The sequence below is a fragment of the Lelliottia sp. WB101 genome (assembly GCF_003051885.1).
Classification (GTDB): Bacteria; Pseudomonadota; Gammaproteobacteria; order Enterobacterales; family Enterobacteriaceae; genus Enterobacter; species Enterobacter nimipressuralis.
The window spans coordinates 3,117,941-3,141,849 of the sequence record NZ_CP028520.1 but is presented as its reverse complement, the minus strand read 5'-3'; the positions used below and the strand labels follow the sequence as shown (position 1 = coordinate 3,141,849).

The 23,909-nt window shown below is 53.5% G+C and carries 26 protein-coding genes and 3 pseudogenes; 16 read left to right on the top strand and 13 right to left on the bottom strand.

Annotated features, from left to right (window positions below; genetic code table 11):
* Positions 1–9: 9 nt before the first annotated feature.
* Positions 10–768 (bottom strand): alpha/beta fold hydrolase, encoded by a 759-nt coding sequence (locus DAI21_RS15155; protein WP_107703491.1) that lies wholly within the window; start codon positions 766–768, stop codon positions 10–12.
* Positions 769–853: 85 nt separating this feature from the next.
* On the bottom strand, positions 854–1,027 hold the full coding sequence (locus tag DAI21_RS15150; protein ID WP_095284283.1) for a GhoT/OrtT family toxin: 174 nt from the start codon (positions 1,025–1,027) through the stop codon (positions 854–856).
* Positions 1,028–1,276: 249 nt separating this feature from the next.
* On the opposite strand from DAI21_RS15150, the gene DAI21_RS15145 reads away from it, so the two are divergent.
* The 3 genes from DAI21_RS15145 to DAI21_RS15135 are packed head-to-tail and all read left to right on the top strand — an operon-like array spanning position 1,277 to position 2,172.
* Complete coding sequence (locus DAI21_RS15145; RefSeq protein ID WP_100780036.1) at positions 1,277–1,603, top strand: DUF1971 domain-containing protein; 327 nt, start codon at positions 1,277–1,279, stop codon at positions 1,601–1,603.
* A 28-nt stretch (positions 1,604–1,631) separates the two neighbouring features.
* The gene (locus DAI21_RS15140; RefSeq protein ID WP_107703490.1) at positions 1,632–1,985 is read left to right on the top strand and encodes a DUF1971 domain-containing protein; all 354 of its coding nucleotides are present in this window, start codon (positions 1,632–1,634) and stop codon (positions 1,983–1,985) included.
* Between the two features lie 4 nt (positions 1,986–1,989).
* A complete protein-coding gene (locus tag DAI21_RS15135) occupies positions 1,990–2,172 on the top strand; it encodes a DUF1869 domain-containing protein (RefSeq protein ID WP_095282123.1) in 183 nt (60 codons plus the stop codon).
* Positions 2,173–2,252: 80 nt separating this feature from the next.
* Here DAI21_RS15135 and patD read toward each other — a convergent pair whose 3' ends face one another.
* The 7 genes and pseudogenes from patD to DAI21_RS15100 all read right to left on the bottom strand — a co-directional run bounded on the left by patD (position 2,253) and on the right by DAI21_RS15100 (position 9,595).
* Positions 2,253–3,677, bottom strand: a complete 1,425-nt coding sequence (gene patD, locus DAI21_RS15130; protein WP_107703489.1) for an aminobutyraldehyde dehydrogenase — start codon at positions 3,675–3,677, stop codon at positions 2,253–2,255.
* A gap of 24 nt (positions 3,678–3,701) precedes the next feature.
* A pseudogene (locus DAI21_RS15125) lies at positions 3,702–4,507 on the bottom strand (ABC transporter permease).
* A complete protein-coding gene (locus DAI21_RS15120) occupies positions 4,497–5,435 on the bottom strand; it encodes an ABC transporter permease (protein ID WP_369804784.1) in 939 nt (312 codons plus the stop codon). Before DAI21_RS15120 ends, DAI21_RS15125 begins: the two are co-directional and overlap by 11 nt.
* Before the next feature lie 7 nt (positions 5,436–5,442).
* A complete protein-coding gene (locus DAI21_RS15115) occupies positions 5,443–6,456 on the bottom strand; it encodes an ABC transporter ATP-binding protein (RefSeq protein ID WP_100780031.1) in 1,014 nt (337 codons plus the stop codon).
* A 17-nt stretch (positions 6,457–6,473) separates the two neighbouring features.
* Positions 6,474–7,619: a putative ABC transporter substrate-binding protein YdcS gene (gene ydcS / locus DAI21_RS15110; protein WP_107703488.1), complete on the bottom strand. Its 1,146-nt coding sequence runs from the start codon at positions 7,617–7,619 to the stop codon at positions 6,474–6,476.
* Positions 7,620–7,912: 293 nt separating this feature from the next.
* Positions 7,913–9,322 (bottom strand): PLP-dependent aminotransferase family protein, encoded by a 1,410-nt coding sequence (locus DAI21_RS15105; protein ID WP_107703487.1) that lies wholly within the window; start codon positions 9,320–9,322, stop codon positions 7,913–7,915.
* Positions 9,323–9,403: 81 nt separating this feature from the next.
* Complete coding sequence (locus tag DAI21_RS15100; RefSeq protein ID WP_100780028.1) at positions 9,404–9,595, bottom strand: cold-shock protein; 192 nt, start codon at positions 9,593–9,595, stop codon at positions 9,404–9,406.
* 434 nt (positions 9,596–10,029) lie between these two features.
* Here DAI21_RS15100 and DAI21_RS15095 point away from each other — a divergent pair, with 434 nt between their 5' ends.
* The 4 genes from DAI21_RS15095 (at position 10,030) to hslJ (ending at position 13,116) form a co-directional block, all read left to right on the top strand.
* Positions 10,030–11,436, top strand: coding sequence for a cytochrome ubiquinol oxidase subunit I (locus tag DAI21_RS15095; RefSeq protein WP_100780027.1), 1,407 nt, complete (start codon positions 10,030–10,032; stop codon positions 11,434–11,436).
* Positions 11,436–12,446 (top strand): cytochrome d ubiquinol oxidase subunit II, encoded by a 1,011-nt coding sequence (gene cydB, locus DAI21_RS15090; RefSeq protein WP_107703486.1) that lies wholly within the window; start codon positions 11,436–11,438, stop codon positions 12,444–12,446. The genes DAI21_RS15095 and cydB overlap by 1 nt, the downstream gene beginning before the upstream one ends.
* Positions 12,446–12,574: a DUF2474 domain-containing protein gene (locus DAI21_RS15085; RefSeq protein WP_107703485.1), complete on the top strand. Its 129-nt coding sequence runs from the start codon at positions 12,446–12,448 to the stop codon at positions 12,572–12,574. Before cydB ends, DAI21_RS15085 begins: the two co-directional genes overlap by 1 nt.
* 128 nt (positions 12,575–12,702) lie before the next feature.
* Complete coding sequence (gene hslJ / locus DAI21_RS15080) at positions 12,703–13,116, top strand: heat shock protein HslJ (protein WP_107703484.1); 414 nt, start codon at positions 12,703–12,705, stop codon at positions 13,114–13,116.
* Here hslJ and DAI21_RS15075 read toward each other — a convergent pair whose 3' ends face one another.
* A complete protein-coding gene (locus DAI21_RS15075; protein ID WP_100780875.1) occupies positions 13,117–13,383 on the bottom strand; it encodes a DUF333 domain-containing protein in 267 nt (88 codons plus the stop codon).
* 577 nt (positions 13,384–13,960) lie between these two features.
* On the opposite strand from DAI21_RS15075, the gene DAI21_RS15070 reads away from it, so the two are divergent.
* Positions 13,961–14,296 (top strand): Rap1a/Tai family immunity protein, encoded by a 336-nt coding sequence (locus tag DAI21_RS15070; RefSeq protein ID WP_107703483.1) that lies wholly within the window; start codon positions 13,961–13,963, stop codon positions 14,294–14,296.
* Between the two features lie 50 nt (positions 14,297–14,346).
* Here DAI21_RS15070 and DAI21_RS23505 read toward each other — a convergent pair.
* Both DAI21_RS23505 and DAI21_RS23500 read right to left on the bottom strand, forming a co-directional pair.
* Positions 14,347–14,427: pseudogene (locus tag DAI21_RS23505) on the bottom strand (hypothetical protein); the annotation flags it as partial.
* Positions 14,409–14,504: an IS3 family transposase gene (locus DAI21_RS23500; protein WP_370447048.1), complete on the bottom strand. Its 96-nt coding sequence runs from the start codon at positions 14,502–14,504 to the stop codon at positions 14,409–14,411. The gene DAI21_RS23500 and the pseudogene DAI21_RS23505, both read right to left, overlap by 19 nt.
* A 503-nt stretch (positions 14,505–15,007) precedes the next feature.
* Here DAI21_RS23500 and DAI21_RS15055 point away from each other — a divergent pair.
* The 8 genes and pseudogenes from DAI21_RS15055 (at position 15,008) to ttcA (ending at position 22,437) form a co-directional block, all read left to right on the top strand.
* The gene (locus DAI21_RS15055) at positions 15,008–15,448 is read left to right on the top strand and encodes a DUF3828 domain-containing protein (protein ID WP_107703481.1); all 441 of its coding nucleotides are present in this window, start codon (positions 15,008–15,010) and stop codon (positions 15,446–15,448) included.
* Between the two features lie 191 nt (positions 15,449–15,639).
* A complete protein-coding gene (nifJ, locus tag DAI21_RS15050; protein ID WP_107703480.1) occupies positions 15,640–19,164 on the top strand; it encodes a pyruvate:ferredoxin (flavodoxin) oxidoreductase in 3,525 nt (1,174 codons plus the stop codon).
* Positions 19,165–19,450: 286 nt separating this feature from the next.
* Complete coding sequence (locus DAI21_RS15045) at positions 19,451–19,663, top strand: KTSC domain-containing protein (RefSeq protein ID WP_107703479.1); 213 nt, start codon at positions 19,451–19,453, stop codon at positions 19,661–19,663.
* Between the two features lie 34 nt (positions 19,664–19,697).
* A complete protein-coding gene (locus DAI21_RS23390) occupies positions 19,698–19,823 on the top strand; it encodes a hypothetical protein (RefSeq protein ID WP_255419397.1) in 126 nt (41 codons plus the stop codon).
* A 127-nt stretch (positions 19,824–19,950) separates the two neighbouring features.
* A complete protein-coding gene (locus DAI21_RS15040; RefSeq protein WP_100780021.1) occupies positions 19,951–20,220 on the top strand; it encodes a hypothetical protein in 270 nt (89 codons plus the stop codon).
* Positions 20,221–20,623: 403 nt separating this feature from the next.
* Entirely contained in the window at positions 20,624–21,100 is a 477-nt protein-coding gene (locus DAI21_RS15035) for a ferritin-like domain-containing protein (protein ID WP_100780020.1), read from the top strand.
* A 136-nt stretch (positions 21,101–21,236) separates the two neighbouring features.
* Positions 21,237–21,452, top strand: a pseudogene (locus DAI21_RS15030) (tyrosine-type recombinase/integrase); the annotation flags it as partial.
* Between the two features lie 49 nt (positions 21,453–21,501).
* Positions 21,502–22,437, top strand: coding sequence for a tRNA 2-thiocytidine(32) synthetase TtcA (gene ttcA, locus DAI21_RS15025; protein WP_100780019.1), 936 nt, complete (start codon positions 21,502–21,504; stop codon positions 22,435–22,437).
* A gap of 45 nt (positions 22,438–22,482) precedes the next feature.
* Here the strand turns inward: ttcA and dbpA are convergent, their stop codons facing one another.
* On the bottom strand, positions 22,483–23,856 hold the full coding sequence (gene dbpA / locus DAI21_RS15020; RefSeq protein ID WP_107703478.1) for an ATP-dependent RNA helicase DbpA: 1,374 nt from the start codon (positions 23,854–23,856) through the stop codon (positions 22,483–22,485).
* Between the last annotated feature and the right edge of the window lie 53 nt (positions 23,857–23,909).

The window sequence follows — 23,909 nt, the reverse complement described above, 5'->3', positions numbered from 1 at the left end:
CGCGGGCTGTCACTCTTCTGAGACACAATCTGAAAGCGCGCGCGCCAGCGCGGAAGGATTTTCCCACGACATGGAATGCCCGGCGGCAGGGATCACCAGAATCTGGACACCCTGCTGACGCATCTCTTCGGCCTCGGCGTCTGGCAACGAGAGCTCGCCAAACAGCAGCGTGACCGGACATTTCAGCGCCAGAAAGCGTGCGCTCCAGTCAGGGGTAACGCCCGCAACCAGAGACGCGGCACCGCGCCAGACGGCATAAGGTGCATTACTGCGCAGACACCCCGCCCACGCAGACGCTTCGGCGGCAAGCATAGTGTGATAGCCAGTTTCAATAAATGAGGCCTCACTCTGCGCGGCAATTGCGCGGCTAAACATGCCTCCTCCGGCATGAAAGTTGGGTTCAGAGACAATCAGCCCGCGAATTCGGTTTTCGGTAAGCCCGGCGGTTTCGATAGCGATGCTGCCGCCCATGCTGTGGCCATAGAGCCAGAATGCGTCAATATTGAGATGGTTCAGAAGTTCGACAACGACCTTCGCCTGATCGCTGGTGCGATAGAGAAAGTGTTCAGGTTTGTCGCTATAGCCACTGCCGGGAAGGTCGATAAGAATGGCCCGACGCGCACCAAACTGCGGGTCGCAGACGACGCGGGGATATTCATACGAAGAGGCGCAGCCGAGGCCGTGAATAAAGACCACGGGATCGCCAGAACCAGGGAGGTCCTGCCAGCGCACATTGCAGCAGGCTTGCTGCGAGTAAAAACTGTTCATAAGCACTCCTTTGTTGATGCACTGTGTATTTATACAGTCACCTGTAACGGAATGCTATTTTGTCTTTAAATTTTGGAAGCGTGCTTCAGAAAAGCGAGATCAACAGTGCCACAGGAAAGCTCATCGGCCAGGTCGAGCCCACCAGAAACGCGCTCAGAAACCGAATGCGTTTACGGTCTTTCGACAGGAACCAGGTAATCAGGGCGCAAATCGCTGCCATGACTGCGTAAAACACCAACATCTTTTGATAAAGCGTCATTCTGTGCACTCGATCGATAAATAACCGCGCGCAATATGCGTCATATATTGATACAGATCAAGTTTTAATGTTACAGATTAACCACTAAAATCACATGGTTAATAACAATGAAGTATTTCGTTGACGTTAATTCCCCGCCTGAGTTACCCCTTTTCCTACCCCTTTAAAGTTGCATCTTATATGCACATTTTGCACAATGATTGCGCCCGAAAAGTGGTGTAATAACAGCAGGCTTTAGAGGGAGAAACTATGCTACGCATTCCGCAGAGTTGTATTCATACCCGTTCCACCCCTTTCTGGAACAAGGACACCGCCCCTGCTGGCATTTTCCAGCGCCATCTTGATAAAGGCACGCGACCGGGCGTTTATCCCCGTTTGTCGGTAAGTCAGGGAGCGATACGTTACTTAGGTTATGCCGACGAGTTCACGCCGGTCCCTGACAGCGAACTCATCATCAAGGCTGGCCATTTCGGCGTGTTTCCGCCTGAAAAATGGCATCACATTGAAACGATGACTGACGATACGATTTTTAACGTCGATTTCTTTGTTGAACCGGAAGTTTTGAAATCTCTTTGAGCATTTAAACGCCCGTAAGGAACTTATTATGCTACGTATTCCTGAAAATTTTGTTCACACCCGCGCCACTCCATTCTGGAACAAAGACTCCGCACCGAAGGCCCTGTTCACGCATCACAACACCAAAGCGGGCGTGTATGGCCGCCTGTCTGTTATGCAGGGCGCGGTGAAATATTTTGGATTCCCGGATGCGCAAGCCACTGAACCCGATATTGAACTGATTATCGAAGCGGGTTCTTTTGGCATTTCGCCACCGCAAAAATGGCACCGCATTGAGCTTCTGACCGACGATACCTACTTCAGTATTGATTTCTTCGCCGATCCGCAGGCAAATCTTGAAGGCGCGGGCCTGGGAAAAGTCGTTAATACACATAAGGGGTAAGAAGATGGGCAAGGCAACGTATACCGTCACCGTCACGAATAACAGCAACGGCGTATCGGTCGATTACGAGACACAGGCCCCAATGGAGCTGTTAATTCCCGATGTCGCAGCCGATGTTGTGAAAGATTTGGTCAATACCGTGCGCGCGTATGACACGGAAAATGAGCATGATGTCTGTGGCTGGTAGACACTGCCGGGTGGCGGTGACGCCTGACCCGGCAACGATTTAAGCCCGGTAAGCGCAGCGCTACCGGGCGTTAAACAGCGCTAGTGTTTAATCATGACGTGCCTGACCACGGTGTAATCCTCCAGGCCATACACCGACATATCTTTGCCGTAACCGGATAGTTTCATGCCGCCGTGCGGCATTTCGCTGACCAGCATGAAATGGGTATTCACCCAGGTGCAGCCGTATTGCAGCTGAGCGCTGAGTCGATGCGCGCGGCCCACGTCTTTCGTCCACACCGATGACGCCAGACCATACTGCGAGTCATTGGCCCAGGCCAGAACTTCCTCTTCATCGCTGAACTCCGTCATGCTGACCACCGGGCCAAACACTTCGCGCTGGACGATGGCGTCTTCCTGTTTTGCTCCCGCCAGCAGCGTGGGCTGGAAGTAATACCCTGCGCCGTCCACTTTATTGCCCCCGGTCACCACGTTGACGTGCCCAAGCGCTTTGGCTGCATCCACCGCCTGGCAAACCCGCGCCAGATGCGCCGCAGAACTGAGCGGCCCCAGTTCGGTGGATTCATCATCCGGCGCGCCGGTTTTCAGCGTGGCCACCGCCGCACCGAGCTTTTCCACCAGGGCGTTGTAAATGCCTTTTTGCGCGTATATCCGACATGCGGCGGTACAGTCCTGGCCCGCGTTATAGAAACCGAAGGTCCGCACGCCCTCGACAACCGCGTCGAGGTCAGCATCGTCAAAGACGATGACTGGCGCTTTACCGCCCAGCTCCATGTGGGTGCGTTTAATCGACGACGCCGTGTGGCCGATTATATGCTCGCCGGTGGCAATTGAACCGGTCAGGGAGACCATGCGTACTTTTTCATGCCCCGTCAGCGGGTCGCCAACGGTTTTGCCGCGACCGAACAATACATTTAATACCCCTGCCGGGAATATCTCTTTCGCCAGTTCGCCCAGTTTGAGTGCGGTCAGCGGCGTGATTTCAGAAGGTTTGATCACCACGCAGTTACCGGCGGCCAGCGCCGGAGCCAGCTTCCACGCCGCCATCATCAGGGGATAGTTCCACGGCGCGATGGACGCCACTACGCCCACCGGATCGCGGCGAATCATGGAGGTATGGCCGTCGAGGTACTCTCCCGCCGCCAGTCCATTCAGCGTACGAGCGGCACCTGCAAAGAAACGGAACACATCCACGACTGCGGGGATTTCGTCGTTGATGACACAGTGCAGCGGCTTGCCGCAGTTTTGCGATTCGAGGCGCGCGAATGTGTTGGCATGTTCCTCAATCATATCGGCCAGTTTCAGCAGGCATTCGGAACGCGCTTTCGGCGTGGTTCGGCCCCATTCTGAAAAGGCGCGGTCGGCGGCTCGCACGGCAGCGTCGACCTGTGCGGCAGACGCTTCGGCGATCTCCAGCAGTACCTCGCCCGTGGCAGGATTGTAAACCGGCTGGTTTTCGCCTTCGCCGGTGACCAGTTCACCATTAATCAGCAGTTGAGTTTGCATAGAATTATCCTGTTGAAATCAACGTTATTTCCCGCTTTCGACCACGTTTTCGTTGTCGCGGGTTAGCCACCAGGCCCCCAGAATCGGAATGGTCGTTACCAGCATCACCAGCAGCGCAACCACGTTAGTGACGGGCACGTCACGCGGGCGACCAAGCTGATTGAGTAACCACAGCGGTAACGTACGCTCATGTCCCGCCGTAAATGTCGTGACGATGATTTCGTCGAACGACAGTGCAAACGCCAGCATTCCCCCGCCAGCAGTGCAGAGCTTAAATTCGGCAGCACGACGTAGCGGAAGGTTTGCCAGCCGTCGGCACCTAAATCCATCGACGCTTCGACCAGGCTCCACGAGGTGCGCCGGAAGCGAGCGATGACGTTGTTGAACACCACCACCACGCAGAAGGTCGCGTGGCCGGTAACGATGGTGAAAAAGCCCGGCTCGAGATTGATGGTTTTAAACGCCGTCAGTAGCGCCAGACCGGTGATGATCCCCGGAAGCGCAATCGGCAACAGAAGCAGCAGCGAGATGGCGTTTTTGCCGAAAAACTCGCTGCGCCAGAGTGCCGCCGCCGCAAGGGTCCCCAGCACCAGCGCAATGGCCGTGGAGAGCGACGCGATCTGAAGTGACAACGTCACTGAATCGATAATATCGCTTCTTGATGCCGCCACGCTAAACCACTTCAGAGTCAGCCCTTTCGGCGGAAAGCTGAACGCCGCATCCTCTGTATTAAAAGCATAGATGGCGATAATCAGAAGTGGGAAGTGAAGGAAGATGACCCCGCCCCAGGCCGCCACTTTCAGGAACACGTTCGCGCGTTCAGAGTGCATCGAACGCTCCCAGACGTTTCACGAACGCCAGATAGAGTGAGATAAGCACAATCGGCACTAAGGTGAACGCCGCTGCCATCGGCATGTTGCCGATCGCCCCCTGCTGCGCATAGACCATGTTGCCAATGAAATAACCCGGCGGGCCGACCAGCTGCGGCACGATAAAATCGCCCAGCGTTAGCGAGAAGGTAAAAATCGAACCGGCCGCAATGCCAGGAATGGCCAGCGGCAGCACCACGTAGCGGAAAGTCTGGCGCGGGCGCGCGCCCAGATCGGCTGACGCCTGTAACAGCGAGGGCGGCAGGCGTTCCAGCGCCGCCTGAACGGGCAAGATCATAAACGGCAGCCAGATATAGACAAAGACGAGGAAGCGCCCCAAGCCGGACGTCGACAGCGTGTTACCGCCAATTGCGGGCAGCGTCAGCACTGACATCAGCAGCGGCTCCAGCCCCATATAGCCGAGAAACCACTGCGCGACGCCATCTTTTGCCAGCAATAGCGTCCACGCGTAGGCCTTAACGATGTAGCTCGCCCACATCGGCAGCATCACCGCGATATAGAAAAAAGCTTTCCATTTACCGCGCGTGTAGCGCGCCATGTACCACGCCATTGGAAAGGCCAGAATCGCGCTGGCAATCGTGACGGCAATGGCCATCAGCAAAGTGCGCAGGATGATGTCGTAATTGGCAGGGTTGAAAAGCGCCAGTATGTTCGCAAAGGTCAGATCCGGCGTCACCGACATGGTGAAATCGTCGAAGGTGTAGAAACCTTGCCACAGCAGGGTCAGCAGCGAGCCGAGATAGACAATCCCGAACCACATCAGTGGCCCAAGCAGGAGCAGGAACAGCCCGAGCGACGGTTTGCGCCAGAGCAGCGTCGTGATCCGGCTGACCGGGCCACGGGAGGACGGTGCAGGCGAAACGCTCATGTCCATCTCACCTTTCCTCATGCAGCGGCACCATTGCCTCGCGCGACCAGGAGGCCAGCACCTGCTGCCCTGGGGCAACATCCACAGGGATATTCGCGCCGCTCAGATTGGCCTGGCTCACCAGCAGTTTTGCGCCATCGGCGAGACGCAGCTCAAACCGGGTTGCCGCGCCCTGATATTGCACCGCCTGCACCACGCCCTGTACCTGAACATCGCCGCTCTGATTGAGGCGAATATGTTCCGGGCGCAGCGAATAAATTCCTTCCATGCCGCAAACCTGTTTTGCAACGGCGGCATCAAACACGTTGGATGTGCCGACAAAGCTGGCGACGAATGGCGTGCGCGGGCGCATATAAAGCTCGCGCGGCGTATCGACCTGTTCAATTCGCCCGTTGTTAAACACGGCGACGCGATCGGACATCGACAGCGCTTCGCCCTGATCGTGGGTAACGAAAATAAAGGTAATCCCCAGCTCCTGCTGAAGTTTTTTCAGCTCGAACTGCATCTGCTCGCGCAGCTTCAGATCCAGCGCACCGAGCGGTTCGTCGAGCAAGAGTACACGCGGCTCATTGACCAGCGCGCGGGCGATAGCCACACGCTGGCGCTGCCCGCCGGAAAGCTGAGAGGGCTTACGCTTTTCCGCAAACCCTAACCCCACTTTCTCCAGCGCGTCACGCGCCTGCGCCTGACGTTTCTTTTTATCGACGCCTTTTACCATCAGCCCGTAGGCAACGTTTTCAATGATCGACATATGCGGGAACAGAGCGTAATCCTGGAACACGGTGTTCACATCGCGTTCCCACGGCGGTAGCTCGCTCGCCTCTTTGCCAAAGATTTTGATCGCCCCGCCGCTCAACTGCTCGAACCCGGCAATCAGGCGCAGACAGGTGGTTTTGCCGGAGCCAGAAGGCCCCAGCATGGAGAAAAATTCGCCGTCGCGAATGCCTATGGTTACACCGTCCACCGCCCGTACGTCGCCGTACAGACGGGAGACGTCGTTAAACTCAACTGCATACGTCATGGTCTGCTCCCGGGCGATTAACGGCCACCCATGATGGCGATGTAATCCTGCGTCCAGCGGCTGTACGGGACATATTTTCCGCCTTCTGCAATCGGGGTTTTCCAGAACATGATTTTGTCGAATTCGTTATAGCCGTTGGTTTCGCAACCTTTTTCGCCGAGCAGCGTGCTGGCTTTACAGCCTTCAGCCACCACCGGCAGGGAGCCGAACCACGCCGCCAGATCGCCCTGCAGTTTTGGTGTCAGCGACCAGTTCATCCACTTGTAGGCGCACATCGGATGTTTGGCTTCGGCGTGCAGCATGGTGGTGTCTGCCCAGCCGGTTACCCCCTCTTTCGGGAAGACCGTGGCGATGGGCTGGTTTTCCCCTTTCAGGGCGTTAGCCTGATAAGGCCATGCGCTCGATGCCACCACGCCTTCGTTTTTGAAGTCGCTCATCTGAACGGTGGTGTCGTGCCAGTAACGGTGAATAAGCGCGTGCTGGTCACGCAGCACTTTCAGTACGGCTGCGTATTGCGCTTCGGTGAGCTGATACGGGTCAGTAATGCCGAGCTGCGGCTGCGTGGCTTTGACGAACAGCGCGGCATCAGCAATGTAGATCGGGCCATCATAGGCCTGCACACGGCCTTTGTTGGTTTTGCCGTCCGGGAGATTTTGCTCTTTAAAGATCACCGCCCAGCTGTCCGGCGGTGTCGGGAAGGTTTTCGTGTTGTACATCAGCAGGTTCGGTCCCCACTGATACGGCGTGCCGTAGACTTTGCCGCCAACGTTAAACCATTCGCCTTTCACGATGCGCGAATCAATGGTTTTCCAGTTGGGGATCAGATCCGGATTAATGGGCTGGACGCGTTTCCCCATAATCAAACGTAACGAGGCATCGCCGGAAGCGGTGACCAGGTCATAGCCCCCTTTAGCCATCAGGCTGACCATCTCATCGGAGGTAGCTGCCGTTTTGACGTTTACCGCACAGCCGGTCTCTTTTTCAAACTGGGTGACCCAGTCGTAATTTTTATCCGTCTGGCCGCGTTCGATGTATCCCGGCCAGGCGATGATATCCAGCCTTCCCTCGCCTTTGCCGATCTCTTTAGGCGGCTCTGCGGCTTGCGCAGTCATGATGGTCATGCCGAGCGCGCACAGGCTGCTGCGGGCAAATTTTTTGCTCATTTGATTTACTCCTGTCGCAATGAAATTTGGCGGCAGCCGTGCCGTAAAAATATCTCCCTTAATAAACGTAGACTGCGCAAATGCGCCGCACCCTGCGGGCTTTGGAAATTTCATCAGGTTGTGACAGAGGGCGCATTCCCTGTTAAGTGGATTATAGACAAGGAGTTAGCGGCGAGCGGCGGTATGCAGATTTCCTATGACCGGCAGTCGGGAATAAACCCGGCGCCGGTCACAGGATAAGCATTGTTTATTTATACGAGGATTTTACGTCTGCGGTAAATAAGCCTTTTCGCTTATTTCAGCATGACGCTTATTAATTTCGCCAGCTGGATTACAGCATGTTCTTCTCGCTCCCCCCACGCCCAGGAGGTATTAAAGCGAAAGAACGGCGTCCAGACGTCGGAGGTAGAAAACATTTTGCCCGGCGCGATGCTGATATGGTGTGCCAGCGCCTGCTCACTGAGCAGCCCGGCGTCCAGCTGTGCAGGCAGTTCCAGCCACAAAAAGTAGCCGCTGTCGTTGTGGTGAATTTTCACTTCCGCCGGCAGATGGCGCATTAACGATTGCCACGCCTGCTGCTTACGCTCGGCCAGCGTGCGGCGCAGACGGCGAAGATGAGCGTCATAACGTTTGGTGGCGAGATAATCCACCAGCGCAAGCTGCATCGGGGAGCTGGTCGAAAGCGTGCTCATCAGTTGTAATTGCTGGATGCGGCGCGCGTGTTTGCCTGCAGCGACCCAGCCGATACGAAAACCGGCAACCAGACATTTCGAGAAGGATGAGCAGTGTAATGTCATATCCTGGCGGTCCCAGGCTTTTGCGGGCAGCGGTTTTTCACGCCCAAAATAGAGCTCGCTGTAGACGTCATCTTCGATCAAGGTGACGTTATGTTTCGTCAGCAGCGCCACAAGATGGGCTTTTTTCTCGGCGCTGAGGGTAAAGCCCAGTGGATTTTGGCTGTTAGTCATCAACCAGCAGGCTTTCACCGGATAGTCGTTCAGCGCCTGCTCAAGGGCGTTGAGATCGATCCCTTCACGCACGTCGGTGGCGATCGACAGCGCCTTGAGCTTTAACCTTTCCAGCGCCTGAAGTGCACCGTAGAAACAGGGGTTTTCGACAATCACCCAGTCACCGGGTTCGGTCACGGCCTGGAGACTCAGATTGAGGGCTTCCAGCGCACCGGCGGTAATCACAATCTCTTCCGGCGAAATATTCATCCCCTGCTGCGCGTAGCGGCGGGCGATGGCGTGGCGGAGATCGACGTTACCCGGCGGCAGGTTTTCAATCACGCTCATGGCGGTTGCGGTTTTGCTGACGTTGGCAAGGGATCGGTTTAACTGCTGAAGCGGGAAAAGCCGCGGGTCGGGAAATGCGGAGGCAAAGGGTAAAACAGAGGGGTCGCGGCTGGCCTGCAGGACATCAAAAATATAGGTATTGATATCGACCACTTCGTCGCGCATCACCTGCGCCGGTGGCGCAGGCTGCTGCTTTATCGGGCGTGGAGCAACGTAGTATCCCGACTGTGGGCGAGCAACGATTCGCCCCTGACTTTCCAGCGTTTGATAGGCATGACCGACGGTCATGAAACTCATGCCGCTGCTGGCAACTTGCTCACGCAACGACGGTAGTTTATCTCCCGGCAACCATACGCCAAGTTCGATTTGCGAAATGATTTGCTGCGCCAGGCGCTGGTATTTTTTCATCGTTCTCTCCTTGCTTCACACCATAGTATATCAGCAGGAGAAAATTGGCAGTTTTAATGAACTGTTATAGCTTACGCGGTGTTATGACGGACGATGACTGAGGTGTGCACGCTCAGATGGCGCGGATGTTGCCAGATGGTCAAAGGTCATCATGGACGATTTGCAGAAAATGCATTTCGCACCGTGCGGGTTTTTTTCAGACACATCAAAAACGGATGTGCGGTATTGCGAGCCATGACAGCATGGGCAGCGAAAATGGATATAAGAAACCATATGAATCTCCAGAACACGTAAATACGTGAATAACAAATTGGGCCTTTCAAGGCAATGATGGTCTGAGACAAAACTAATCGGAGTGTCAGAGTGTAAAGAGAAGACCCAAGAGGCTGCGGAGAGGCACAACGTGATGAGAAATGCTTTGAAACGACGTCAGATATTTTTTTGGGTATCAAACCGAGGGGCCATTAACGCATGACTGAGAGAACAAAACAACCCCTTTAATGAAGAAAACTCATAAAAATAAAATTCTTATGCTCTGAACGTTTAACGGCTTTATGCGTTAGTCGCGCTTAACTGTTCACTATATCAGATGACTAAAGCCTATCTATTTCGCAAACTGTTATACATAAATTTCAAATTTCTGCCTCTGATAGTTCGATTCCGCCCCCTATACCATAACACCACACCGATTGACATTGAGGCTGTGCATGTTTGGTTTAGATGCTTTTCATCTGGCGCGGATACAGTTTGCCTTTACCGTATCCTTCCACATTATTTTCCCGGCGATCACCATTGGTCTCGCCAGCTATCTGGCGGTGCTGGAAGGGCTTTGGCTGAAGACCAAAAACCCCGTATGGCGCTCGCTGTACCATTTCTGGTCCAAAATTTTCGCCGTCAACTTTGGCATGGGCGTGGTGTCCGGGCTGGTGATGGCCTACCAGTTCGGGACCAACTGGAGCGGATTTTCGCAGTTCGCGGGGAGTATTACCGGCCCACTGCTGACCTACGAAGTGCTGACCGCCTTCTTCCTCGAAGCCGGTTTCCTCGGGGTGATGCTGTTTGGCTGGAACAAAGTCGGGCCGGGGCTGCACTTCTTTTCCACCTGCATGGTGGCGCTGGGCACCATTATTTCGACCTTCTGGATCCTGGCGTCCAACAGCTGGATGCAGACCCCTCAGGGGTATGAGATCGTCAACGGCGTGGTGGTCCCGGTCGACTGGTTCGCGGTGGTGTTTAACCCCTCCTTCCCTTACCGCCTGTTCCATATGTCCATTGCGGCATTCCTGAGCAGCGCCCTGTTTGTGGGTGCATCTGCGGCCTGGCATCTTCTGCGCGGTAACAATACGCCCGCTATTCGTCACATGTTTTCCATGGCGCTGTGGATGACGCTGATTGTTGCGCCAATTCAGGCGATGGTCGGTGATATGCACGGCCTGAATACGTTAAAACATCAGCCCGCCAAAATTGCGGCGATTGAAGGTCACTGGGAAAACCCACCCGGTGAACCGACACCGTTATTGTTGTTTGGCTGGCCAGATATGGAGCAAGAGCGCACCCGCTATGGGCTGGAAATCCCGGCGCTCGGCAGCCTGATTCTGACGCACAGCCTGGATAAACAGGTGCCAGCGCTGAAAGATTTCCCGAAAGAGGATCGCCCGAACTCGACCATCGTCTTCTGGTCATTCCGCATCATGGCGGGGCTGGGAATGCTGATGCTGCTGTTAGGCGTTGTCGCCGTCTGGCTGCGCTACAGGCAGCGCGTTTATACCTCGCGTCCTTTCCTGTGGTTCGCTTTGCTGATGGGACCGTCCGGCCTGATCGCCATCCTTGCCGGTTGGGTCACCACCGAAGTGGGTCGTCAGCCATGGGTCGTTTATGGTCTGCAACGCACGTCAGATGCGGTATCTGCCCATGGCGATCTGCATATGAGCGTAAGCCTGTTGGCCTTTATTGTCGTCTATACCTCGGTGTTCGGCGTTGGTTACAGCTACATGGTGCGACTTATCAAAAAAGGTCCGCAGGAACACGAATCCTTCCCGACCGAAAACGATGGCCGTCCGGCTCGCCCGCTCTCTGCCGCCAGCACTGAATTTGTGATTAAGGAGAAACCATAATGGGCATCGATCTTTCCATTATCTGGTTTGTGATTATCGTATTCGCCACGCTGATGTATATCGTTATGGACGGCTTCGATTTAGGCATCGGCATTCTGTTTCCGACCACCCGCGACGCAGACGATCGCGACGTGATGGTTAACAGCGTGGCCCCCGTCTGGGACGGGAATGAAACCTGGCTGGTGCTCGGGGGGGCGGCGCTTTTCGGTGCGTTTCCACTGGCTTACGCAGTGATTATCGATGCCCTCACCATCCCACTCACGTTGATGCTGATCGGCCTGATTTTCCGCGGTGTGGCGTTTGAGTTTCGTTTTAAAGCGACGCCCGCACACCGGCCTTTCTGGGACAAGGCTTTTATTGGCGGCTCCATTCTTGCCACCTTCAGCCAGGGCGTGGTGGTTGGCGCGGTGATTAACGGTTTTTCGGTGACCGAGCGCGCCTACAGCGGCGGCCCATTTGACTGGTTTACGCTGTTTAACCTGTTCTGTGGCGTGGGTCTGACGGTGGCGTACGCCCTGCTCGGCGCGACCTGGCTGGTGATGAAAAGTGAAAACCCGCTGCAGGGGAAAATGCGCGGGGTATCTAAAAAGCTGCTGCTGACGCTGTTAGCGGTTATCGCGGTCATCAGCCTGTGGACGCCGCTGGCCCACCCGGCAATCGCCGAGCGCTGGTTTACCCTGCCCAATCTGTGGTTCCTGCTGCCGGTGCCATTGCTGGTCCTCGTACTGAGCGGTTGGGCCTGGAAAAAACTGAACGATAGCGACAGCCACAATGCACCGTTTGTGCTGACGTTGGGGCTGATTTTCCTCGGATTTAGCGGGCTTGGGATCAGCATCTGGCCGTACATTATTCCGCCGTCCATCACGATCTGGCAGGCCGCAGCACCGCCACAAAGCCAGGGCTTTATGCTGGTCGGCGCCCTGCTGATCATCCCGATTATTCTGGTCTATACGTTCTGGAGCTACTACGTGTTTCGCGGAAAAGTGCAACATGGGGAGGGGTATCACTGATGCAACAGCCGGTCTGGAAACGCCTGATGTGGTTAGTCATTATTTGGGGAGGCAGCGTGCTGGCACTGGCTGCTGTGGGGATGTTCTTCCGCATCCTGATGACTGCCGCAGGCTTTAAATCGCACTAACGTTTTGATAGCCGGGTGGATATCCCTGCCCGGCTTTCGGCACTTTCAGATAAACACCCATGACAAACGGGAGGGTATCGTTAAAGATATTCACATATATTTATCGGATTTATAGTTTGAGAAGCAATATGAAAAAGCTCGTGGCGTTAAGCCTGATGACCCTGGCGCTGGCAGGTTGTGTTAATCCCGGAAAGGCGTCTGTCCAGGCAGGCCAACTCGAAGGGCACCGTTTTGTGCTGGAGAGCGTAAACGGTGCGGCGGTCAAACCCACCGCGGTGCCACCGGAATTACGCTTTGGCGAGAAAATGGCTGTTTCCGGCGTGATGTGCAACCGCTTTAGCGGCGAAGGCAAATTATCGGAAGGCGAGCTGAAGGTCAAAGCCATGGCGATGACGCGCAAACTCTGCACGGATCAGCAGCTTAACGAGCTGGATGCAACAATAGGCGATATGCTGCGCAAAGGCGCGCAGGTCGATCTGACGGAAAATCAGTTGACGCTGGCGACAGCAGATAAAACGCTGATGTTTAAACGCGCAGACTAATCAGTAATTACCGCATGACCCTACGGCAAGCGACTGCTCACTGCAGCGTTTGCCATTAGGCAACGCACACATCCCGACAGCCGAGCCATCAAGCTGGCGAGCGACAGACAACGATCCGCCCACCATTGCGCAACTGGCCTGCCCGGAGCTGGACATTGCCGCTTTCATTCCCGGTGAAACATGTGCCGCTGTCGCCTGCTGAACCGGCTCATTGCTGCACGCAGACAACAGTAATGCCGCACACCCTACCCAAAACGCTGAACGCATTCTCTCTTCCCCATACAAATTGCGAAACCTAAGCATAATAGGCACCCTGCGCCGCCCCGTCGAGAGCGGAACTGCGTATTTATGCACCTGAGAAACAAATTCTTGCGATTTTTTTGCGAATGGTGATCCATGTGGTGAGTTTGGGAAGGCTAGCGATGCTAAGAGTCTGTTGTGATTTTGGCTTTCTCTGCAGAAATCATCCCCTTCATCTGGCCTGCCATGACAAAAACGTATTTATGGAAAGGTTATTACCCTAAGGAGGTTTATCTTTAAGAAAACTTCATGAATCAACCACGAAAAATTAAAGGACTCATTTTCTCAAAGACTCTTTCATCAACATTTTTATTTACGATGTGAAATTTTGCGTTTTCGCAAGGTTTCATATCATCAGAGTTTATAAATTATTAGTCGAAGTCTGGCCCTAACAAATGTATTGATTTTTTAAATCAGAATTAATGAATCATTCAAAGTATGAATCAATGACAAAAAATTTATGCTCCGCCCTACTGAACACAGAATCTACGCAAGCTTGACAGATTTGGACTCTTGCGACAGATAAAAATACAGGTATTTATATATGAAGAAACTAAAAGCCTTAGCGACAATCCTGCTCTTAGCGTCCCCCTCGTTCGTTCTTGCCGAATTTGATGGTAATTACTTGTACAAAGGCTATAAAGATTACAATCGAGAATACAACAGTTATGATGCCTTTGGGTATATGGGGTTTGTGCGAGGAGTAACCGCAATGCTCATTATCGATAAGAAAATTTGTGTAGATGACAACTTTGCATTCAGTCAGGCCTTCGATACCGTAGGGGAGTATTATAAAACACATCCTAAATCACGTACGATTGCACCTGTACTTCCTGTTGTTCTGGCGCTGACGCATGAATTTCCGTGCCCAGCCAACTAATTATTCGCCAGACGAATGTGGACTGACCCCATAAAGTTGAACTGTTCATGTTAAGCAGTCTTCAGAGCCTGGGTTCGGTATTCTACCGGACTCAGTTCTTTTAATTTCAGGCTTAATCGTTGTTGTAATAATGGATATAGGTCTCTATACCCTTCCTTAGCTCGCTGACACTGCTGAACTGACTCAGAGAAATTACTCCAGCAATCATGACACTCATAAATACAATTCTATCTTTCATTTACTTTAGTTATATTTGTTAACTTACGCTCATGAATAATTACAAAATTACTAAAGCGGCAGGTGCAAAATATGTTTTTATTTTTTTAATTGAAATAGGAACAAGCGAATGTCATGGGATAAACACAAAGCAGTCACTTACGCGCGTCAACATGCTGGTGCCAATAGCCAGAGCAAATGCGCACATTATGTTTCAAATGCTATTCGTGCTGGTGGAGCAGATATCCGAAACACGCCAGAGGCAAGAGATATGGGTTCAAATCTTATCGCTGTTGGGTTCAAAAGAGTCTATGGAGAACCTCAGGAGGGCGACGTAGCTGTTATCCAACCCATCCCTGGGCATCCCCATGGACATGCTTGTATCTATGATGGTTCCGGAACCTGGTATTCTGATTTTCAGCAGAGGAGTATGTACCCTGGAAGCCGTTACAGAGAACTGCAACCCACTTACGCTATATACAGACGGGATTAACCATGAAAAAAAAATTCATTTTTTTAGTATTATTTCCATCTCTCGCTATCGCATCATTTCCTCCATCAGAGGCGGAATCAGCATCGCTTCAATTTAATAAATGGTACGTAAGCCAGCTGTTAAAGAATAAAGAACCACTTCATAATTATGTCGGCCTAAAACGCTATGTAACCACCAGGACGATAAAATCACTCAAGGCACTGTATTCAGCAGATCCAAATGAAGCTGATATTCCTGACGCAGATATGTTCATTAAATCACAAGATTTTGACGAAGACTGGCAACAAGTCACAGTAGTTGCTTCAGATTTCGATGCTGTTTGCACCCAAGTCTACGTAACGTTTGGTTTTAACAAAAAACATACAGTTATAGATTGCATGGTTCAGGAAGGCGGAGTCTGGAAAGTCCAATCTGTTGCCGAGAATGTCACCCTTAACATGTAAAAAAACCATTAAAATTAGTAACTACAGTCAATTATCATCGATACCACTTATCGTTTTTGTGGATCAATTTGTGCACTCGAAAGCCTTATAACTTCAATGGAATACCCGCACATCCTATACTATTAGGATAACTATCAGGACTCGTCGACGTTTCACGGGTCCCTCTTTTTTGCGCAATGTAAGGGTGTCACATGATCACTATTGACGGTAATGGCGCGGCCGCGTCCGTCGCGTTCCGCACCAGCGAAGTTATCGCCATCTACCCCATTACACCAAGTTCGACCATGGCGGAACAGGCTGATGCCTGGGCGGGCAACGGGCTAAAAAACGTCTGGGGCGATGTTCCCCGGGTTGTCGAGATGCAGTCGGAAGCCGGTGCTATCGGCGCGGTTCACGGCGCACTGCAAACAGGTGCGCTCTCGACGTCGTTCACTTCATCGCAGGGTCTGCTGCTGATGATTCCCACGCTGTACAAGCTCGCCGGGCAGTTAACGCCGTTCGTGTTGCATGTGGCAGCGCGTACCGTTGCCACCCATGCTCTGTCGATTTTCGGTGACCACTCGGATGTGATGGCGGTCCGTCAGACGGGCTGCGCCATGCTGTGTGCCAGTAATGTGCAGGAAGCCCAGGACTTTGCGCTGATTTCCCACATCGCGACGCTAAAAAGCCGGGTGCCGTTTATTCATTTCTTCGATGGTTTCCGCACTTCTCACGAAATTAATAAAATCGTCCCGCTGTCGGACAACACGATTCTGGAGCTGATGCCGCAGGACGAGATCGATGCCCACCGCGCACGCGCGCTGAATCCTGAGCATCCGGTTATTCGCGGCACTTCCGCAAACCCTGACACCTATTTCCAATCCCGTGAAGCCACCAACCCCTGGTACAATGCGGTTTACGATCACGTTGAACAGGCGATGAGTGATTTCTCGGCTGCCACCGGGCGTGAATATAAGCCGTTTGAATACTATGGCCACCCGCAGGCCGAGCGCGTTATCGTGCTGATGGGCTCTGCGATTGGCACCTGTGAAGAGGTCGTCGACGAGCTGCTTTCCCGCGGCGAAAAGGTCGGTGTACTGAAAGTGCGCCTGTACCGTCCCTTCTCTGCGAAGCATCTGCTGTCCGTGTTGCCGGAAAGCGTCCGTTCCGTTGCGGTACTCGATCGCACCAAAGAACCGGGCGCGCATGCAGAACCCCTCTATCTGGATGTGATGACGGCCCTGGCCGAAGCCTTCAACAGCGGTGAGCGCGAAACGCTGCCGCGCGTCATCGGCGGACGCTACGGTTTGTCGTCGAAAGAGTTCGGGCCTGACTGCGTGCTGGCAGTGTTTAATGAGCTGAGCGCCGCAAAACCGAAACCGCGCTTTACGGTCGGTATTTATGACGATGTGACTAACCTGTCGCTGCTGCTGCCAGAAAACACCCTGCCGTCGACGTCGAAGCTGGAAGCGCTGTTTTACGGTCTGGGCAGTGACGGTAGCGTCTCTGCCACCAAAAACAATATCAAAATCATCGGTAACTCCACGCCATGGTATGCCCAGGGCTATTTCGTCTATGACTCCAAAAAGGCGGGCGGCCTGACCGTCTCGCACCTGCGCGTCAGCGAAAAACCGATTCGTTCCGCCTATCTGGTTGAGCAGGCCGATTTTGTTGGCTGTCACCAGCTGCAGTTTATCGACAAATATCAGATGGCCGAACGCCTGAAACCGGGCGGAATTTTCCTGATTAACACGCCGTACAATGCTGACGAAGTATGGTCGCGACTGCCGCAGGAAGTGCAGGCGGTGCTGAATCAGAAACAAGCCCGCCTGTTTACCGTCAACGCAGCGAAAATTGCCCGTGAATGCGGCCTGGCGGCACGCATTAACACCGTTATGCAGATGGCCTTCTTCCACCTGACGGATATTCTGCCGGGCGACAGCGCGCTGACCGCGTTGCAGGGCGCCATTGCCAAAAGCTACAGCAGCAAAGGGCAGGATCTGGTGGAGCGAAACTGGCAAGCGCTGGCTCTGGCACGAGAGTCTATTTCTGAGATCCCGCTTCAGCCGGTGAATACCGCCAGTGCAAACCGGCCACCAGTGGTGTCTGATGCGGCGCCTGATTTTGTTAAAACCGTGACCGCTGCAATGCTGGCGGGTCTGGGCGATGCCCTGCCCGTCTCCGCCCTGCCGCCGGACGGCACCTGGCCGGTGGGCACCACCCGCTGGGAAAAACGCAACATCGCCGAAGAGATCCCGATCTGGAAGGAAGATCTCTGTACGCAGTGCAACCATTGCGTTGCGGCCTGTCCACACTCGGCCATCCGCGCAAAAGTGGTTTCTCCGGAAGAGATGGAACACGCCCCTGCCAGCCTGCACTCGCTCGATGTGAAATCCCGCGATATGCGTGGGCAGAAATACGTGTTGCAGGTCGCACCGGAAGACTGCACAGGCTGTAATCTGTGCGTCGAAGTATGCCCGGCGAAAGATCGCCAGAACCCGGAAATCAAAGCCATCAATATGATGTCGCGCCTGGAACACGTGGAAGAAGAGAAAGTGAATTACGACTTCTTCCTCGGCCTGCCAGAAATTGATCGCAGCAAGCTCGAACGTATCGATATCCGTACCTCCCAGCTGATTACGCCGCTGTTTGAATACTCGGGCGCCTGCTCCGGCTGCGGTGAAACGCCCTACATCAAGCTGCTCACCCAGCTGTACGGCGACCGCATGCTGATCGCGAACGCCACCGGTTGTTCGTCTATCTACGGCGGTAACCTACCTTCTACGCCGTATACCACCGATGCCAATGGCCGTGGCCCGGCTTGGGCAAACTCTCTGTTTGAAGATAACGCCGAGTTCGGACTAGGCTTCCGTCTGACGGTCGATCAGCACCGCGCCCGCGTGATGCGTCTGCTGGAACAGTTTGCCGATAAGCTTCCTGCTGAATTAAATGCAGCGCTGCACAGCGACGCCACACCAGAGGTGCGTCGCGAGCAGGTGGCAGAACTGCGTCAGCATCTTCAGGGCGTGGAGGGCGCACAACAGCTGTTAACCGACGCCGACGCGCTGGTCGAAAAATCGATCTGGCTGATTGGCGGTGATGGCTGGGCGTACGACATTGGTTTCGGCGGGCTGGATCATGTTCTGAGCCTGACGGAAAACGTGAACATTCTGGTGCTCGATACTCAGTGTTATTCCAACACCGGCGGTCAGGCGTCTAAAGCCACCCCGCTGGGTGCCGTCACCAAGTTTGGTGAGCACGGTAAACGCAAAGCGCGTAAAGACCTGGGCGTCAGCATGATGATGTACGGTCATGTGTATGTCGCACAGATTTCTCTTGGCGCGCAGCTCAACCAGACGGTGAAAGCGATACAGGAAGCGGAAGCCTATCCAGGGCCGTCGCTGATCATCGCTTACAGCCCTTGCGAAGAGCACGGTTACGATCTGGCGCTGAGCCACGATCAGATGCGCCAGCTGACGGCGACCGGGTTCTGGCCGCTGTATCGCTTCGACCCACGTCGTGCCGATGAAGGGAAACTGCCGCTGGCACTGGACTCACGTCCACCGTCTGATGCGCTGGCAGAAACGTTGATGCAGGAGCAACGCTTCCGTCGTCTCAACGCCCAACAGCCAGAAGTGGCCGAGCAACTGTGGAAGGACGCGGCGGCCGATCTGCAAAAACGCTATGACTTCCTGGCGCAGATGGCAGGAAAAGGCGAGAAATCGACCAGCGAGTGATAAAAAAAAGCCCGGAGCATCAGTTCCGGGCATATCCTGTCAATTCTGGATGATAGCTCAGTAAAACACTCTCAGTGCATTAACGGATGAAGAATCATAAAGGCATATAACGGTTTAAAGTTTACCCTCAACTAACAGGAAAGAATAATTTTTAATTCATATAGTTCAATGAATTACATTCATTGTAATTATTTTTCCACGCCGTGTTACGCGTCACCCACTTGCACCCTCGCCCCTGCTGTTAGATGATAAATCTCCTGTTTTATGCTGTAAGGGACAAATCATCATGGTCCATCATCCTGTAAGGTCTTCACGTATCGCCTCCATTGGCTATGATGAACGCAGCGCCACGCTGGAAATCCGCTTTCTCGATCGTCGGACGCTGCGGTATCAGCACGTTCCGGTACGCATCTATAACGATTTTTTGCAGGTCGTATCAAAAGGTCGCTTTTATGATGGCGTCGTAAAGGGGAAGTTTAAGGAAATCACCGTATACTGAGCCTTATCCCTATCCACGTGAAAGGATTTCTTCCGTGCTTACCCGCTTAACATTGGCTGCTCTGATTTTGCTAACCTGTCTGTGGATGGCATTAATTTTTGATTTCGGCGATATCGTGCGTCATCTCAGTGAATTACTGCAGGCACTGGATGCGGATTAACACGCCTTTTATTGTTAGTTTTAATAGATATCAGACATTGGCTGTCTCTTTCTCCGCTTAGGCTAAAATTGAATGTGTATGCGCACATTCAATTGAACACCGGCCTTCTCGATAATCAGGAGATCAAATGACTGACTTAAACGAACGCGTTGAAACCCTTGAGCAGACAATTAATGAGCTACAAATAGACCTTCACGCATCAAAGATTGCCATCACTGTTTTATCCTCGGTAATTAATAACATGAGTGGCAATCCTGGCCTTCTTTCAAGTTCATACGAGGAGGAAAAAAGCTCGGCACCACTGGTTAAGTTCAACCATCCCGAGCAGGAAGGATATGAAGATAAGGTGACGGAGAGAGTTTTAGCACTGCTGGCAAAATCAGGCCAGGTGGGGTAAGCAACGCTGCTTTGCTTTACGATGCTTGCGGGATAACGCCGTCATTATGCGTCTGCTCATGGTGATGGCCTTAAAAACACATGCCGGTGATCCAGCAAATTGATGTGACTTCAGCGCTTACGTTTTATTTATCACTGTCGATAGCCTCTGAGTGATTGTTAATTCAGCCTTTATTATCCCGGCAGAGACTGTCATTTCACCAGTGGTATTTCCCCCTCAAATGTTAGCATATAATATATTTAACATTCTCCTGTTTTTGAATTTACGCCTCCGCCAGGAAGTTTCTCATTTTATTGCTAAATCCTTTCTATGCGCCCCCTACCCTAAATATCAGCTACCCTTAAAGACTGCGTGAATGATGCGCATCACTTTTTCACAAGTCGAATTGTGAGAGGAGTATTTAATGACAATCAAGACTCTCGAAGATTTATTCATTCATGACCTTTCTGATATTTACAGCGCAGAAAAACAAATCACCCGCGCGTTACCTAAAATGGCGCGGGCGGCGACAGATCCCAAACTGATTGCTGCTTTCAATCAGCACCTTGAAGAAACGCATGGTCAAATTGAACGGCTTGATCAGTTGGTTGAGAGCACAGAAGGTGTGCGAATCAAGCGCATGAAATGCCATGCCCTTGAAGGGCTGGCAGAAGAAGCGCAGGAAATCATCGACTCCGTCGAAGCGGGGCCGGTCCGCGATGCGGGTCTGATTGGCGCCGCCCAAAAAGTGGAACACTATGAAATCGCCACTTACGGCACACTGCATGCACTTGCGAAAAAGCTGGGATACAAAGATGCGGCAAGGCTGCTGGAAGAAACCCTCAAGGAAGAAAAAGCCACTGACGAAAAATTGACGGTGATTGCTGATCAGCAGCCCTAAATTCGTTTGTTGGTAAATAACCGGCCTGCCGCCGTGCGTTGAGCACGCATGCAGGCCTTTTTTTGGCCTGAGGTTTGGTATGGCTTGGTACTCAGAAACCCCACTCCTCACGGGCCGTATCGGGGCGCGATGACCTTCTGCTGCAAAACGTGCTGGCATTCGTCGCCGCAATCCGTACCATACACGGCACACTTTCGCATGCTGGTTGCTATCAGCAGGCGCTAACCCGTCTTCTATTGCCAATCAGATGGGGCACGAAAATGCGCAGAGGGTGTATGAAATCTATGCTTCATGGACAGAAGTAGTGAACAGCGAGCAGGTCGAAATGCGCCTCATGACGCTGGCGCGTTAAAATGGTTTTGTCCCACTGGTGCCCCATTTGATATTTGAGTAAAGTATAAATGCAAGATAATCAATCAGTTAATAAGAAAGAACAATACAACCTGAATAAACTGCAAAAGCGCCTGCGCCGCAACGTCGGTGAAGCCATTGCAGACTTCAACATGATTGAAGAAGGCGACCGCATTATGGTCTGCCTGTCAGGCGGTAAAGACAGCTACACGATGCTGGAGATCCTGCGCAATCTGCAGCAAAGCGCACCGGTGAACTTTTCCCTGGTGGCGGTCAACCTGGACCAGAAACAGCCCGGCTTCCCGGAGCACATCCTGCCGGAATACCTTGAGCAACAGGGCGTCGAATATAAGATTGTCGAAGAGAATACCTACGGCATCGTGAAAGAAAAAATTCCGGAAGGGAAAACCACCTGTTCACTGTGTTCCCGTCTGCGCCGCGGTATTCTGTATCGCACCGCCACCGAACTGGGCGCGACGAAAATCGCTCTCGGCCATCATCGCGATGATATCCTGCAGACCCTGTTCCTGAACATGTTCTACGGCGGCAAAATGAAAGGGATGCCGCCGAAGCTGATGAGCGACGACGGCAAACACATCGTCATTCGCCCGCTGGCCTACTGCCGTGAAAAAGATATCGAACGTTTTGCGCAGGCACGCGAATACCCGATCATCCCTTGTAACCTGTGCGGCTCCCAGCCGAACCTGCAGCGTCAGGTAATTGGCGATATGCTGCGCGACTGGGATAAACGTTATCCGGGCCGCATTGAGACCATGTTCAGCGCGATGCAAAACGTTGTGCCTTCTCACCTGTGTGATACTGAACTGTTCGATTTCAAAGGCATTAAGCACGGCGCGGAAGTGGTGAACGGTGGCGACCTGGCGTTCGACCGCGAAGAGATCCCGATGCAGCCTGCGGGCTGGCAGCCGGAAGAAGATGAGTCTCAGTTGGATGAAATGCGACTGAACGTTCTGGAAGTGAAGTAATACTCTGGCGTCTCAGAGACTCTCTGAGACGCTTTTCTTTGTGCCTTATTTCAGCAAACGCACCTTACAGGTTTTGCCTTTAATCTTCCCGCCCTGCAGCTGTTTCCACGCTTTATTCGCCACTTTCTGACGCACCGCTACATAGACGTGTGCCGGATGCACCACAATTTTGCCGATATCCGCACCCTCGAGTCCGATATCCCCGGTCAGCGCGCCTAATACATCCCCGGGACGCATTTTGGCTTTTTTGCCGCCGTCGATGCACAAAGTCGCCATTTCAGCGGCCAGTGGCGTGATACTGACGCTGCCCAAAGCGGGCATCCAGTTGAGTTTCAGCTGCAGCATTTCAGACAGAATGTTGGCGCGCTGCGCCTCTTCCGGCGCGCACAGGCTGATCGCCAGACCGCTGTTGCCCGCGCGCGCTGTACGACCAATACGGTGTACGTGGACTTCCGGGTCCCACGCCAGCTCGTAGTTAACCACCAGCTCCAGGGATTTGATGTCCAGGCCGCGCGCTGCCACGTCCGTTGCCACCAGCACGCGCGCGCTGCCGTTAGCGAAACGCACCAGCGTCTGATCGCGGTCGCGCTGTTCCAGATCGCCATGCAGGGCGAGCGCACTCTGCCCCGCCTCTGCAAGCGCGTCACAGACGGCCTGGCAATCTTTCTTCGTATTACAGAACACCACGCAGGAGACCGGCTGATGTTTGCTCAGCAGCTTTTGCAGCAGCGGAATTTTGCCGTTTTGCGAGGTTTCGTAAAACTGCTGTTCGATGGACGGCAGCGCATCCACCGCGTCGATTTCAATGGTAGCCGGGTTGTTCTGCACCCGTCCGCTGATGGCCGAAATCGCTTCTGGCCAGGTCGCGGAAAACAGCAGCGTCTGGCGCGTCGCGGGCGCAAAACGAATCACTTCATTGATGGCATCGGTAAAGCCCATATCCAGCATGCGATCCGCTTCATCCATCACCAGCGTTTGCAGGGCATCCAGCGAAACGGTGCCTTTTTGCAGGTGATCGAGCAGACGGCCAGGCGTGGCGACAATAATGTGCGGCGGATGCTGCAGCGAGTCGCGCTGCGCACCGAACGGCTGGCCGCCGCAGAGGGTCAGAATTTTAGTGTTAGGCAGGAAGCGCGCCAGACGACGTAACTCCCCTGCCACCTGATCCGCCAGCTCGCGCGTCGGACAGAGCACCAGGGACTGCGTCTGGAACAGGCCCGCATCAATCTGCTGGAGCAATCCCAGGCCAAAAGCGGCCGTTTTTCCACTGCCGGTTTTAGCCTGCACCCGAACGTCTCGTCCTTCCAGAATCGCCGGAAGCGCGGCAGCTTGTACAGGGGTCATCGAGAGATATCCCAACTCGGTAAGATTGTCGAGTTGGGCGGCAGGCAGAACGTTCAGCGTCGAAAAAGCGGTCACAATGTACTCTCAAGGTAAAAAATCACAGTCAGTTGGCGCGTATCCTCGCAGAT

Coding starts and splice junctions, on each gene's coding strand:
- DAI21_RS15155 (WP_107703491.1), bottom strand. CDS start 768: ATGAACAGTTTTTACTCGCAGCAAGCCTGCTGCAATGTGCGCTGGCAG.
- DAI21_RS15120 (WP_369804784.1), bottom strand. CDS start 5,435: ATGAGCGTTTCGCCTGCACCGTCCTCCCGTGGCCCGGTCAGCCGGATC.
- DAI21_RS15045 (WP_107703479.1), top strand. CDS start 19,451: ATGGTCCATCATCCTGTAAGGTCTTCACGTATCGCCTCCATTGGCTAT.
- nifJ (WP_107703480.1), top strand. CDS start 15,640: ATGATCACTATTGACGGTAATGGCGCGGCCGCGTCCGTCGCGTTCCGC.
- DAI21_RS15085 (WP_107703485.1), top strand. CDS start 12,446: ATGCAACAGCCGGTCTGGAAACGCCTGATGTGGTTAGTCATTATTTGG.
- ttcA (WP_100780019.1), top strand. CDS start 21,502: ATGCAAGATAATCAATCAGTTAATAAGAAAGAACAATACAACCTGAAT.
- DAI21_RS15095 (WP_100780027.1), top strand. CDS start 10,030: ATGTTTGGTTTAGATGCTTTTCATCTGGCGCGGATACAGTTTGCCTTT.
- patD (WP_107703489.1), bottom strand. CDS start 3,677: ATGCAAACTCAACTGCTGATTAATGGTGAACTGGTCACCGGCGAAGGC.
- DAI21_RS15055 (WP_107703481.1), top strand. CDS start 15,008: ATGAAAAAAAAATTCATTTTTTTAGTATTATTTCCATCTCTCGCTATC.
- ydcS (WP_107703488.1), bottom strand. CDS start 7,619: ATGAGCAAAAAATTTGCCCGCAGCAGCCTGTGCGCGCTCGGCATGACC.
- DAI21_RS15105 (WP_107703487.1), bottom strand. CDS start 9,322: ATGAAAAAATACCAGCGCCTGGCGCAGCAAATCATTTCGCAAATCGAA.
- DAI21_RS15100 (WP_100780028.1), bottom strand. CDS start 9,595: ATGGTTTCTTATATCCATTTTCGCTGCCCATGCTGTCATGGCTCGCAA.
- hslJ (WP_107703484.1), top strand. CDS start 12,703: ATGAAAAAGCTCGTGGCGTTAAGCCTGATGACCCTGGCGCTGGCAGGT.
- cydB (WP_107703486.1), top strand. CDS start 11,436: ATGGGCATCGATCTTTCCATTATCTGGTTTGTGATTATCGTATTCGCC.
- DAI21_RS23500 (WP_370447048.1), bottom strand. CDS start 14,504: ATGATTGCTGGAGTAATTTCTCTGAGTCAGTTCAGCAGTGTCAGCGAG.
- DAI21_RS15040 (WP_100780021.1), top strand. CDS start 19,951: ATGACTGACTTAAACGAACGCGTTGAAACCCTTGAGCAGACAATTAAT.
- DAI21_RS15135 (WP_095282123.1), top strand. CDS start 1,990: ATGGGCAAGGCAACGTATACCGTCACCGTCACGAATAACAGCAACGGC.
- DAI21_RS15070 (WP_107703483.1), top strand. CDS start 13,961: ATGAAGAAACTAAAAGCCTTAGCGACAATCCTGCTCTTAGCGTCCCCC.
- DAI21_RS15145 (WP_100780036.1), top strand. CDS start 1,277: ATGCTACGCATTCCGCAGAGTTGTATTCATACCCGTTCCACCCCTTTC.
- DAI21_RS15150 (WP_095284283.1), bottom strand. CDS start 1,027: ATGACGCTTTATCAAAAGATGTTGGTGTTTTACGCAGTCATGGCAGCG.
- DAI21_RS15140 (WP_107703490.1), top strand. CDS start 1,632: ATGCTACGTATTCCTGAAAATTTTGTTCACACCCGCGCCACTCCATTC.
- DAI21_RS15035 (WP_100780020.1), top strand. CDS start 20,624: ATGACAATCAAGACTCTCGAAGATTTATTCATTCATGACCTTTCTGAT.
- DAI21_RS15075 (WP_100780875.1), bottom strand. CDS start 13,383: ATGCGTTCAGCGTTTTGGGTAGGGTGTGCGGCATTACTGTTGTCTGCG.
- DAI21_RS15115 (WP_100780031.1), bottom strand. CDS start 6,456: ATGACGTATGCAGTTGAGTTTAACGACGTCTCCCGTCTGTACGGCGAC.